This is a genomic window from Acidovorax sp., assembly GCF_047607405.1.
Classification (GTDB): Bacteria; Pseudomonadota; Gammaproteobacteria; order Burkholderiales; family Burkholderiaceae_C; genus Acidovorax.
This window is the reverse complement of the sequence record NZ_JASGDA010000015.1, coordinates 1-12,353: the sequence shown is the minus strand read 5'-3', so window position 1 is coordinate 12,353 and position 12,353 is coordinate 1. Positions and strand designations below refer to the sequence as shown.

At 68.2% G+C, this 12,353-nt stretch carries 11 protein-coding genes and 1 pseudogene; 7 read left to right on the top strand and 5 right to left on the bottom strand.

Features of this window, described 5'->3' with window-relative positions:
• From aroE to ruvC, 7 genes and pseudogenes are all read left to right on the top strand, one after another.
• A pseudogene (gene aroE, locus QM569_RS02265) lies at positions 1-449 on the top strand (shikimate dehydrogenase); the annotation flags it as partial.
• Positions 446-1,159 carry a monofunctional biosynthetic peptidoglycan transglycosylase gene (gene mtgA, locus QM569_RS02260; RefSeq protein WP_414985600.1) on the top strand — a complete coding sequence of 238 codons (714 nt, stop codon included), beginning with the start codon at positions 446-448 and terminating at the stop codon, positions 1,157-1,159. The pseudogene aroE and the gene mtgA, both read left to right, overlap by 4 nt.
• Before the next feature lie 38 nt (positions 1,160-1,197).
• The gene (locus tag QM569_RS02255; protein WP_414985599.1) at positions 1,198-1,521 is read left to right on the top strand and encodes a type II toxin-antitoxin system RelE/ParE family toxin; all 324 of its coding nucleotides are present in this window, start codon (positions 1,198-1,200) and stop codon (positions 1,519-1,521) included.
• The gene (locus tag QM569_RS02250; protein ID WP_414985598.1) at positions 1,490-1,789 is read left to right on the top strand and encodes an addiction module antidote protein; all 300 of its coding nucleotides are present in this window, start codon (positions 1,490-1,492) and stop codon (positions 1,787-1,789) included. Before QM569_RS02255 ends, QM569_RS02250 begins: the two co-directional genes overlap by 32 nt.
• A gap of 46 nt (positions 1,790-1,835) precedes the next feature.
• Positions 1,836-2,465, top strand: coding sequence for a lysophospholipid acyltransferase family protein (locus tag QM569_RS02245; RefSeq protein ID WP_414985597.1), 630 nt, complete (start codon positions 1,836-1,838; stop codon positions 2,463-2,465).
• 2 nt (positions 2,466-2,467) lie between these two features.
• Positions 2,468-3,460 (top strand): phosphatidate cytidylyltransferase, encoded by a 993-nt coding sequence (locus QM569_RS02240; protein ID WP_414985596.1) that lies wholly within the window; start codon positions 2,468-2,470, stop codon positions 3,458-3,460.
• A 59-nt stretch (positions 3,461-3,519) separates the two neighbouring features.
• Positions 3,520-4,068, top strand: coding sequence for a crossover junction endodeoxyribonuclease RuvC (gene ruvC / locus QM569_RS02235; RefSeq protein ID WP_414985595.1), 549 nt, complete (start codon positions 3,520-3,522; stop codon positions 4,066-4,068).
• A gap of 36 nt (positions 4,069-4,104) precedes the next feature.
• Here the strand turns inward: ruvC and QM569_RS02230 are convergent, their stop codons facing one another.
• From QM569_RS02230 to QM569_RS02210, 5 genes are all read right to left on the bottom strand, one after another.
• Positions 4,105-4,932 carry an OmpA family protein gene (locus QM569_RS02230; RefSeq protein ID WP_414985594.1) on the bottom strand — a complete coding sequence of 276 codons (828 nt, stop codon included), beginning with the start codon at positions 4,930-4,932 and terminating at the stop codon, positions 4,105-4,107.
• A 34-nt stretch (positions 4,933-4,966) separates the two neighbouring features.
• Positions 4,967-6,166, bottom strand: a complete 1,200-nt coding sequence (locus QM569_RS02225) for an HlyD family efflux transporter periplasmic adaptor subunit (protein ID WP_414985601.1) — start codon at positions 6,164-6,166, stop codon at positions 4,967-4,969.
• A 65-nt stretch (positions 6,167-6,231) separates the two neighbouring features.
• Entirely contained in the window at positions 6,232-8,532 is a 2,301-nt protein-coding gene (locus tag QM569_RS02220; RefSeq protein ID WP_414985593.1) for a type I secretion system permease/ATPase, read from the bottom strand.
• A complete protein-coding gene (locus QM569_RS02215) occupies positions 8,529-9,875 on the bottom strand; it encodes a TolC family outer membrane protein (RefSeq protein WP_414985592.1) in 1,347 nt (448 codons plus the stop codon). The genes QM569_RS02220 and QM569_RS02215 overlap by 4 nt, the downstream gene beginning before the upstream one ends.
• Before the next feature lie 193 nt (positions 9,876-10,068).
• On the bottom strand, positions 10,069-12,353 hold a 2,285-nt coding region (locus QM569_RS02210; RefSeq protein ID WP_414985591.1), incomplete at its 5' end, for an Ig-like domain-containing protein.

The window sequence follows — 12,353 nt, the reverse complement described above, 5'->3', positions numbered from 1 at the left end:
TGCTGGTGGGCGCGGGCGGCGCGGCGGCGGGCGTGCTGGGGCCGCTGCTGCACGCGGGCGCGGCCCACGTCACCGTGGCCAACCGCACGCTGGCCAGGGCGCAGGCGCTGGTGCAGTCGCATGCCGCCCTGGCGTTGCTACAAAAAGCAGAGCTGCTTGCGCTTGCCCCACAAGCGCTGGAGGCTGATTTTGATGTCATCATCAACGCCACGGCCAGCAGCCTGGCAGGCGATGCCGTGCCCGTACACGCGCGCGTGCTGCGCCCCGGCTGCCTGGCCTACGACATGATGTACGGCCCCGCCGCGCAGGGCTTTCTGGACTGGGCGCGCGCCCACGGCGCCGTGCCGCGCGACGGGCTGGGCATGCTGGTGGAGCAGGCGGCGGAGGCTTTCCACATCTGGCGCGGCGTGCGCCCGCCGTCCGCCCAGGTCTTGCAAGAACTGCGATGAAAGGCGTGCTGCGCTGGCTGGGGCTGGTACTGTGCGCCTTCGTGGCGCTGCAGCTGTTCTTCGTGCTGCGCATCGCCGCCATGGCGGTGCTGGCGCCCGAGTCCACCACCTTCCAGCGCTCCGAGGCGTGGGCGCAGCTGTCCGCCACCGGCCAGGTGCGCTGGCGCCAGCAGTGGATGCCTTACGGCGAGATCGCCGACACGCTCAAGCGGGCGGTGATCGCGTCCGAGGATGACGGCTTTGCCAACCACGACGGCGTGGACTGGAACGCCATCGAACAAGCCTGGGAGCGCAACGCCAAGGCCGAGGCGCGGGCGCAGAAGACGCCGTCCCGCCCCCCCAAGATTCGCGGCGGCTCCACCATCACCCAGCAGCTGGCCAAGAACCTGCTGCTGTCAGGCGAACGCACGCTGCTGCGCAAGGGCCAGGAGCTGGTGCTGACGATGGCGCTGGAGCTGCTGTTGAGCAAGCAGCGCATCCTGGAGATCTACCTCAACAGCGTGGAATGGGGCAACGGCGTGTTCGGCGCCGAGGCCGCCGCACAGCACTACTTTCGCAAAAGCGCCGCCCGCCTGACCGCCGCCGAGGCCGCCCGCCTGGCGGTGATGCTGCCCGCGCCCAAGCGCTTTGAAAAGACGCCCGGCTCGGCCTACCTGGCGGGGCGCACGCAGACGATCCTGGCGCGCATGGGCAGCGCGGAGCTGCCGTAGCAGCTTGCACGCCGTAGCCTCCTGGCTACAATTTGGCCATGTACATCGTCATCGAAACGGAGCATTTCGTGCAGTGGGTGGACAGCCTGCGCGACATGCCTACGCGCATCCGGTTGCGCCGCCGCCTGGGCAAGGCTGCGCGCGGCAACCTGGGCGACGTGAAGCCGGTGGGCGACGGCATCTGGGAGATGCGCGAATTCTTCGGCCCTGGCTGGCGCATGTACTACGTGATGCGGGGCACCACCCTCATCCTGATGCTCGGGGGCGGCGACAAGTCCACCCAGGAGCGAGACATTGAACGAGCCAAGGCGCTGGCTCTGGAGTTGCAAGATGAGCAAGACCATCAAGACCCGCCCGTTTGACATGGCGAACTATCTGGGCAGCGAGGAGGAGATCGCCGAGTATCTGCGGCAGGTGCTGGAGGACGGAGACCCCGCAGAACTGGCCGCCGCCTTGGGCGACATCGCCCGCGCACGCGGCATGACCCAGTTGGCGCGCGACACCGGCCTGTCGCGCGAGAGCCTCTACAAGAGCCTGTCCGGCGAGCGCGCGCCCAGCTCGGAGACGCTGTTCAAGGTCATCCGCGCCATGGGGTTCAAGCTGTCGCTGGAGCCTGCCGCGCACTCCTGACTCCTGCGGCGGCTGTCCTGCGGCGGCCCCCGTATCATCCCGCCCCATGCTTGCCAAGTTGATGAGTCTCCTGCTGCTGGGAGTCGTGCGCTTTCTGACCGGGTCGCAGGCCCGCTGGTACGGCTGCCCGCCCAAGGCCGAGCAGCGCATCTATTTCGCCAACCACCAGAGCCATGCCGACATGGTGCTGATCTGGGCGGCGCTGCCCGAGGAACTGCGCTCCATCACCCGCCCCATCGCGGCCAAGGACTACTGGACCAAGACGCCGTTCCGGCAGTGGATCACCACGGCGGTGTTCAACGCCGTCTATGTGGACCGCCAGGCCGGGTCCAACCCCGAGGCGCAGCCCGCGTCCGATCCGCTGGCGCCGCTGGTGCAGGCGCTTGAAAGCGGCGACTCCATCGTGATCTTCCCCGAGGGCACGCGCGGCCATGGCGACGAGCCGCAACCGTTCAAGTCCGGCCTGTACAAGCTGGCGCAGATGTTCCCGCACGTGGTGCTGGTGCCCGCGTGGATCAACAACGTGCAGCGCGTGATGCCCAAGGGCGAGGTGGTGCCGGTGCCCATCCTGTGCTCGGTGACGTTTGGCGCGCCCATTGCGCTCGAACCTGGCGAGGAGCGCCGCCCCTTCCTGGACCGCGCGCGCCAGGCCGTCATCGCCCTGCGGGAGGTGTGACTTTGAACAGCTTCCTGCGCAGCCTCACGGCCACCCAGCAGATCGGCGCGCTGTTCCTGGTGGTGTTCGGCATCCTGTCCATGGTCACCGCCTGGGCCTTCGTGCGCAACCTGCGCGAGCACGCCAGCGACGACCCCGAGGCCGAGGCGCGCCAGCAGCAGGCGCGGCGCTTCTGGAGTTTGCTCAAGACATCCTGGGGCATGGCCACGGTGTTCTGGGTGGGCTGGGTGCTGGGCGACACGGTGGCCACGGTGCTGTTCGCCATCGTGGGCTTCTTCGCGCTGCGCGAGTTCATCACGCTCTCGCCCACGCGGCGCGGCGACCACCGCAGCCTGGTGCTGGCCTTCTTCGTGGTGCTGCCGATGCAGTTCACGCTGGTCGGCACGCGGCACTTCGACCTGTTCACGGTGTTCATCCCTGTGTATGTGTTCCTGGCGCTGCCCGTGGTGAGCGCGCTGGCCAACGACCCGCAGCGCTTTCTGGAGCGCAACGCCAAGCTGCAGTGGGGCATCATGGTCTGCGTCTATGGCATGAGCCACGTGCCCGCGCTGCTGCTGCTGGACTTTCCGGGCTACCGCGACAAGGGCGCCTTCCTGGTGTTCTTTCTGGTCTTCGTGGTGCAGACCTGCATGGTGGTGCAGCACCTGCTGGGACGGCGCTTCCCGCACAAGCCGGTGGCGCCGCAGGTCAGCCAGAGCTTTCAGTGGCTGAGTTGGCTGGCGGGCGTGGCCAGCGGCGGGCTGGCGGGCGGGCTGCTCACCTTCATCACGCCGTTCAAGCCCGGCCAGGCGCTGGGCATGGCGCTCTTGGCCAGCTTTGCGGGCAGCCTGGGCCACCTGGTGATGAAGGCGCTCAAGCGCGACCGGGGCATCACGAGCTGGGGCATGCAGGGCCAGTCCGTCACCGGCGCGGGCGGCCTGCTGGACCGCGTGGACGCGCTGTGCTTTGCGGCGCCGGTGTTCTTCCACTCGGTGCGGTGGTACTTCGGTTTATGAGCCAAATCGGCCTCTAGCGCTTATCCAACAAGCACCAGCAGCTATCAATTCAAGAGCAAATGCGCATTCTCGGCATCGACCCCGGCCTGCAAACCACCGGCTTCGGCGTGGTGGACGTGGACGGCCACCACCTGAGCTACGTCGCCAGCGGCACCATCCGCACCACGTCGCTCGCTTTGGGCGACCTGCCGGGGCGGCTGAAGGTGCTGTTCGACGGCATCACCGAGGTGGCGGCGCGCTACCAGCCCGACGTGGCCTCGGTCGAGATCGTGTTCGTCAACGTCAACCCGCAGTCCACCCTGCTGCTGGGCCAGGCGCGCGGCGCGGCCATCACGGCCCTGGTGGCCTGCAACCTGCCCGTGGCCGAATACACCGCGCTGCAAATGAAGAAGGCCGTGGTCGGCCATGGCCGCGCCGCCAAAGCCCAGGTGCAGGAGATGGTGCGCCGCCTGCTGCACCTGCCCGGCCTGCCCGGCACCGACGCGGCCGACGGCCTGGGCCTGGCCATCACCCACGCCCACGCGGGCGCGGCCATGGGCAGGATGGCCCAGGTGGCGCCGCTGAACCGGCGCCAGCATGCGATGTACAAGGGCGGGCGGAGCTACTGAGCGCCCCTTCCGCCCCGATGCACCCGTGGCGAGCCGTCAGCCGCCGCTGATCACGTTCAGCTCGGTGCGGCGGTTGGTCTCGCTGCGGCAGCCAGGGGCCGTCTGCGGGGTATGCACCAGCGGGCGGGTCTCGCCGTAGCCCGTGGGGCCGACCAGCTGCGCTGCGGGCACGCCCTTGGAGATCAGGTAGTCATACACCATCTTGGCGCGGCGCTCGGACAACGCCTGGTTGCTCGCCATCGAGCCGCACAGGTCGGTGTGGCCTTCGATGGACACGCGCATTTGCGGGGCCTGCAGCAGAACGGCAACGTCGGCGTCCAGAATCGCCAGCGCATCCTCGCGGCCCGCCGCCTTGTCGAAGTCGAAGTTCACGCTGCGGATCGGCAGCACCACCGGCGCGGGCGCTGCCACCGGCACGGGCGCGGGCACGGCCTGGGCCCACTGCTGGCACTGGCGGCGGCGCCAGACCTGCTCGCGCACCTGGCGCTGCGGGTCGAACACCAGCTTGTACTGGCAGACGACGTAGTGGCCGGAGCGGTCCAGCACGAACTTGAAGTTGTAGTCCCACTCGCGGCCGCGCGATCCGTCGGACTCTGCCAGCGGCTTGCCGAACTTGGCCAGGGCCTGCTCTTGCGGCATGCCGGGAACCACGTCGCGGAAGTGGTTCACACCCTGCACGGCGCCGTCGCGCACGAACAGCTCCCGGTAGTCGGGGATCTCCATGTTCACGTCGGTGAACACCAGCTCGTTCGGGTTGCTCACCGGATCGATCGGGTTGGAATGGCCCGCCAGCGCCGGGGTCGCGGCGCACAGGCTGGCAGCGGCCAGCACCAGGGCAATCAGGGAGGGGGGCTTGATGGTCATGATGGTCATCTCTCTTCTTCCGTTGGATGGTGAATCAGCGCTCACGCAGCGCCTCGCGCGCCTTGTTCAGTGGCTTGGTCAGGTAGTCCCACACGCTCTTGCGGCCGGTGCGGATGTCGGCGGTGGTCACCATGCCGGGAGTGATCGGCAGGCTGCGCCCAGCCTTGTCCACCAGCGCATCGGCCTTGGTGCGCACCAGCACGGGGTAATACACGATCTCGGGCTTGACCTCGTCGCGCAGCGTGTCGGGCGCAATGGTCTCCACCACGCCCTCCAGTCCGCCGAAGATCGAATAGTCGTAGGCCGTCACCTTCACCAGCGCGCTCTGGCCGGGGTGGATGTAGGCAATGTCGCGCGGCGAGATGCGCGTCTCGACCAGCAGCTGGTCGTTCAGCGGCACCAGGGTCATCACCGAGCCATTGGGCGGCACCACGCCGCCGATGGTCGTCACGTTCAGGTTCTTGACAATGCCGCGCACCGGCGCGACAAGCGTGGCGCGCTCCAGCGTGTCGGCCCGCCCGCGCACCACCGATTGCAGCGATTTCACGTCGGCATCGGCCTTGGCCAGGTCTTCCCGGGTCTTGACCATGTAGCCCGCGCGCGCCTCGGCGATTTTCAGCGTCAGATCGGCAGCCTGGCGCTGCAGGCGGATCAGCTCGACGTTGCTGGCGGCGCCGGTGCTCATCAGCGACTCGGTGATGCCCAGCTCGCGCTTGACCAGCGCCAGCGCCGCGTTCAGGCCGCCCACGGTCTCGCTCAGGCTGGTGCGGTGCGACTTGAACAGCGCCAGCTCCGACGCCTTCAACTGCGGCCATTTGTCCAGTTCGGGCGGAAAGTCGATGCTTGACCGGCCCTCCACCTCGGCATGAAGCCGGGCGCTGGCGGCCAGCGCGGCACGGTAGCGTGCGGCCGTCTCCTCCACGTTCGATTCGCTGCGCGTCGGGTCGAGCTGTGCCAGCACCTCGCCCTTTTCCACGACCTGGCCCTCGCGCACGTTGAGCTTGGACAGAATGCCGCCTTCGAGCGACTGGATCACCTGCTCGCGCGTGCTCGGAATCACCTTGCCCGTGCCGCTGGACACCTCGTCGATCTCGAAGAACCACGCCCAGCCGAAGAACAGTGCCAGGAACAGCGCTGCCACCCACACCACCCGCGCCGAGCGCGTGGCGCGGGTTTCGTTCAAGTCGCTCAAATCGGGCAGCGGCGCGCGCGGACCGACAGCACCGGTCGGCATGCCCGGCCTGGCGCCCGCCGGGGCCAGCGCCTGGGATGCGAACAATGCCGGTGCAATGGCGTTGCTCATGCCTGCACTCCTTTGTCCAGTTCCGTGTCCTTGCGCACGCCCGGCTGCCTGCGCAGCACAAAGCGCGCAGGTTCAGCGGCGGCAGAAGCAGCAGCAGCGGGCTTGGCAGGCATCGGCCCGCCGCGCAGTTTTGCCAGCACCTCGTCGCGCGGGCCATCCATCACGATGGCGCCGCCATCGACCACGATCACACGCTGCACCACGTCGAGCACCGCCCTGCGGTGCGTGGCAATCACCAGCGTGTGCCCTGGCGGCAGCGCGCGCAGGCTGGCGATCACATCGCGCTCGGCGGTATCGTCCAGCGCCGTGGTGGGCTCGTCCAGCAGCAGCACGCGCGGTGCGCGCAGCAGCGTGCGCGCCAGCAGCAGGCCCTGGCGCTGCCCGCCGGACAGGCCCAGCCCGCCCTCCTGCACCAGGTGATCCAGCCCCAGCGGCAGCCGCCGCACGTAGGCCCAGGCACCGGCGGCCTTCAGCGCCGCCAGAATCTGCTCGTCGCTCGCATGCGGCGCGCCCAGCGTCAGGTTCTCGCGCAGCGTGCCGTAGAACAGGCGGGCGCTTTGCGTCAGCAGGCCCACGTCGCGGCGCACGTCCGCCGGGTCGATGTGGCCCAGCTCCACGCCGTCGAGCAGCACCGACCCGTCGCGCGGCTCCATCAGGCCCGACAGCCCCTGCAGCAGCGTCGATTTGCCCGCGCCGTTGCGCCCCAGCACGGCGATGCGCTCGCCCGCCTTGATGGTCAGCACCTTGACCGACAGCGCCGCCGTCTGCCCGTCGTGGCTGAACACCGCGCCCATCAGCGTGTAGTCGCCCTGCAGCGCCGGGCGGTGTACGCGCGTGGAATCGCGCGGGTTGTCCACGGGCAGGCGCATCAGCTGGTCCAGCGATTGCGCGGCGATCTTCGCCTGCTGCCAGCGGTTGAGCACCGTGGTGACCGACGACAGCGGCGCAAGCATGCGGCTGACCAGAATGCTCGCGGCCACCAGCACGCCGGTGCTCATCTCGCCCGCCATCACGGTCGGCACGCCAAAGAAGATCACCACGGCAAAGGCCGCGCCCTGCACCGTCTGCATCCAGTTGTTCAGCCGACCCAGCAGGTCGCGCAGCGCCAGGCCCGAATCGGCGCTGACGGCGTTGTAGTGGTTCCACTGGTTCTGAAAGCGCTCCTCGGCCTGCAGCAGCTTGATGTCCTCGATGCCCTGCACCGTCTCCACCAGCATCGCGTTGCGCAGCGCCCCTTCGCGCATGCCCGACTGGGCCAGGTTGCGCAACTGGCGCTGGGCCAGCAGGCTGGGGATCAGCAGCAGCGCGAACGCCGCCAGCGGCACCGCCACCAGCCAGCCCGCGATGAGCCAGAACACCACGCAGAACAGCAGGAAGAACGGCAAATCCGCCACCGCCGCGATGGTGGTGGACGTGAGCATGTCGCGCACCGGCTCCAGCTCGCGGATCTGCGAGACGAACGTGCCCGTGGATTTGGGCCGGACGCTGTTCCTGACGCGCAGCGCATGGCCGAACACGCGGTCGCTGATGCGCAGGTCGGCCCGCTTGCCCAGCAGGTCGGTGATGCGCGTGCGCGCATTGCGCATGGCCCAGGCGAACACCAGCGACAGCAGCACGCCGCCAAACAGCACGTACAGCGTGGGCATGGACTGCGCGGGCACCACGCGGTCATAGACCTGCATCGAAAAGATCACCCCCGCCAGCGCCATCAGGTTGGTGATGAACGAGGCCATCAGAATGTGTGCATAAGGCCGCACGTCCACCAGCACCAGGCTGCGCAGCCAGTTCTCCTCCACCGGGCGGATGTAGTCGTCCACCCGCGCGTCGGCGGCTGATTCCAGAGGGCGCAGCACGGCCATCAGCTGCACGTGCGGCTGCAGATCGGCGGCGCGGCGCACGGTGCCTGCACCGCCGTCGCCGCTCATCATCAGCGTCAGCCCGGCTGGGCCTGTGGCGGTGATGACGGCCACCTGCACATGATCGCCGTCGCCATCCAGCTGCACCACCACCGGCAGCCGCCACCGCGTCAGCGCGGCCAGATCGGGCCGCACGCGCTGCCAGCCCAGCCCGGCCATGCGCGCCATCTCGCGCGCCTGGGCCTCGGTCGGCTCGCTGCTGTTCCATTGCGCGGCCACGCGGATGTGCTCGGGCGAGGCGTTCAGCTGGTAATGCGTCGCCACGGCCAGCACGGCATCGCGCCAGCCGTTCAGCAAAGCGGCGCGTCCACCGTCCCCCTGGGGATTCTGGTTCGGCGCCAGCGCTGCCCGCGCCTCTGGCGTGGCCTGCTCAACCGTCATTTCGCGGCCCCGGCGGTCGCTCCGCCTGCGGCGTCATCCAGCCCGAACGCGCTGCGCAGCCGGTCGCTGTAGTAGAGGCATTGCACCGCCACGCGGTACTGCGTGTGCTCGCCCTGGGCCTGGTCGGCGCGTGCGCTGTGGAACTCCTGCTCGGCGTTGAGCAGGTCGAGCAGCGAGCGCGTGCCCATCTGCAGGTACTGCTGGCGGTAGAGGTCGCGCGTCTCGCGGATGCTGGCAACGCGCGACGCCAGCGCCGGGGCGCGCGACGCCCAGCCTTCGACCTGCGCCTGGGCGTCGGCAAAGCCCTGGCGCATCTCCAGCCGGGCCTGGGCGGCGGCGTCTTCATACGCCTGCAACTGGTAGGCGGCGGCGCGCTCGCGCGCCTCCAGCCCGCCGCCCTCGTACAGCGGCATGTCCGCGCTGAAACCTATCTGCGCGCTGGTGCGCTCGCCGTACAGGCGCGAACCCTTGGTCAGCGCCTGGCCCACGCTGCCGTCCAGCGATATCGTGGGCTTGCGCTGCGCGCTGGCCACGTCCAGGTCGGCCTGGGCCTGCGCGCGCCGGGCGTCGGCCAGGCGCACGGCGGGGCTGTCCAGGTCGGCGCCGCCCTGGCATGCGCCCGCGCCGGACGCATCGACCAGCACGGCGGGCACCGGGCCCGCGATCTCCACCGGCGCGGTGCGGCCGGTCAGGTGCATCAGCGCCAGGGCGGCGCGCTGCGCCTCGGCCTTGGTGCCCAGCCATTGCGATTGCGCCGCCTGCACGCGCGAGCGCGCCTGCTCCACGTCCGAGCGCGTGGTCGCGCCCTTGTCGGCGCGCTCGCCCACCAGCTTGGCGATGGCCTTCACGCCGTCGAGCTGTTCCTGCGCGATCTGCACCTGCGCCTGCTGCAAATGCGCATCCACCCACGCCTGCGCGGTGGACAGGGCAATGTCATCGGTTGCCACCTGCACCTGCGCCGCGCCCGCCTGCGCCACCGATTCGGCCTTGCGCACCGCGCCATCCACCTTGCCGAAGTCGTAGAGCATCTGCGACACCGTCAGCTTGGCGGTGAACACGTGGCGCGACCCGTAGCCGCTGGCCTGGTGCAGGTTGTTCTGGTTCTCGATGCCGCCCTTGACCTGCGGCTTGTAGCCCGCCTTGGCCGCCTCCACGCCCTCGCTGGCCGACAGCAGGCTCTGCCGGGCGCCACGCACCCCCGGGTGCGACTGCACCGCCGCGCGCACCGCGCCGGGCAGGTCCAGCGGCTCGGCTGCCGCCGATGCCGCCGCACCCAACGCCGCAGCAGCCAGACCTGCCAGCACCGTGCGGCGCAGCGTGAAGGGGGCCATGAAAACGAACATGAAAACCTTTGTCTTTTGAAAATAGGAGCTACCAGCGCTTATCCATAGATGATTTCAAGGTGTTTTACAGCTGAAATCATTCATGAACAGGGGCTGGCAGCTATGGTTTTTGCATCAACGCACAGGGTGATTGCATCCGAACCCGCTCCGGGCGCGTGCCCGGAGGGGCAATTCGAATGCAACCACCTCAAACTCAGACTGGGGCCAAGGTGGCGTAACTGACCGTGATGTCATCGTCAATCTTCACCGCCGTGCCGTCTGCTGTATAGGTATATAGCAAGTAAGCGCCGCTGTCCGTGACGGTCCAGTCGTCAGCGCTGCCGCCCAGTTGCACACTGTCATCGTCGGTGCCGTCGATGGTCAGCGTGATGCTGGTGTCTTCGGACGATCCGGTAATGTCGAACACGTCAGCAGCCGTCAGGCTGGTGATGCTGACAGCGTCGCTGGTCAAGTCCAGCACCTCGATGTTGGTCAGCGTGGCCGCCAGGTCCTCGCCGCTGATGCTGGCAACACCGCTCAAGGCCACCGTGTCGCTGCCGTCGTCGCCGTCCAGCGTACCGGCGGTGCCGTCCCAGGTGAAGCTGTCGTCACCGCTGGTGGACACATACAGGGTCAGCAGGCCGGTCGCGCTGTCGCCGTCGGCATCGGCCAGGGTGACGCTCACCGTCTCGGTATAGCCTTCTTCGATATCGCTGCTCGGCGTGTAGGTGTAGTCGCCGGTGTCCAGGTCCACCACCAGGGTGCCGTCGTGCTCGTCGGTAATGGTCAGCACGTGCTCGGTCGAGTCGTAGGTGTAGCCCGAGCCCGACTCCACCGTGTTGCCACTGGCGTCGGTCACGGTCAACGTGGAGGCCGAGCTGTCGTAGGCATAGGTGATGTCATCCATTGCGAGGACGGACACGGTGCCGCCATCGGCGCCGAAGCCCGTCTCTTCGGCGAGGTCGCCGTTCACCAGGTTGCTGGTGACCCCCGACGAAACCACCAGCCCCGTCAGCACATCGCTCAGGTCGTCCACGTCCTCGACGATGATCACTTCAGTGTCCGTTTGGGCAACACCGTCATAGGCAATCGGCTCGATGTACTCGGCGGTTGCATCTGAGGATATGCCCAGCCCATACGCGGTGATGCCGTACTGCTCCAGGAAGGCATGCCAGATGGCCTCCTCGGCGGTCGAGATGCCCGCATCGGTAGTGCCATTAACACTGGCGTTACTCAGCTGGCTGGTATTGCCGTCGCCCCGGGTCGGCTCACCATCGGACAGGAAGTACAGCACATTCTGGACGTCGTCGCCTTCGAGCGCGCCCGACTCGGTCCATGCATCCATGGCCTCGGCCAGCGCGGCATCGTAGTTGGTGGAGCCGCTGGTGGCGATGTCGTCGATCAACGTCAGCGCCTCTTCAGCGGTGATCCAGCCGGAGGTCAAGTTGCTCGCGGTGGTGCCGAACAGAACGATGTTCACCATCACCTCGCCGGCCTCGTCGTAGGCCTCGATCAGCGCGGTGATCGCCTCCTTGGCCGCACTCAGACGAGTGCCGTCGCCAGCGGCGGTGTTCATGCTGCCCGAGATGTCCAGCACGATCATCAGGTTGGCGGCGGTCTCGTTGTTGACCGAGGCAGTGGCGACGCTGTTGACCGCCACCGGCGCATCGTCCACCACGTCCACCGTCAGGGTGCCGGTGCCGGTTGTACCGCTGGTGTCGTCGCTGACGCTGACGGTGAAGGCCAGCGACGCCGTGTCCTCACTGGTGGTGTTGCTGTGGTCGATGGCCGAGAGCAGCTTGGTGGTGTACGCGACCGTGTAGGTGCCATCGACGTTGTCGGTGAAGCTGTCAACGGAAATCGTCATCACCGTGGTGGTGCCGTCGTCCACCGTGCCGGTCAGGGTCTGGGTGGTCGAATCCCACGTCCAGGCCACCGCCTCCCCGCCGCTGGTCACGTCGTCGGGGCCGGACAGCACGATGTCCGACACGTCGATGTCGTTGCCGCTGGTGATGGTGAACGTGCCCGTGTCCGCGACCTGGGCGGCGGACCCATTGGCCGCATCGACGATGCCGTTGGTCAGCGCCTCCTCATAGACCTTGCTCGATGTGCTCGAAATGACCGGTGTATCCGCTTCGACCGCGATGGTCAGCGTCGCTTCGTCGGTCGTGGTGCCGTCGCTGATGGTGTAGGTCACCTCTGGCACGTCGCCGCTGTAGTTGTCCGCCGGGGTGAAGGTGTAGCTGCCGTCCTCGTTGATGACCAGCGTGCCCACGCCGTCGATTTCCGCCGTGTCGCCCGCTTCGTAGGTGGTGCCGTTCACCACGAATTGCGTCACTGTCAGCGTGTCGCCGTCCACGTCGGTGTCGGTCACGTCGCCTTCGGCCACTGCCGTGAGCACGTTGCCGGTGATGGCCGTGTCTTCGCTGGTGGTCACGCTGTCGTCGTTGGCGACGGGTGCGTCGTTGACCGCTTCGACCGCGATGGTCAGCGTCGCTT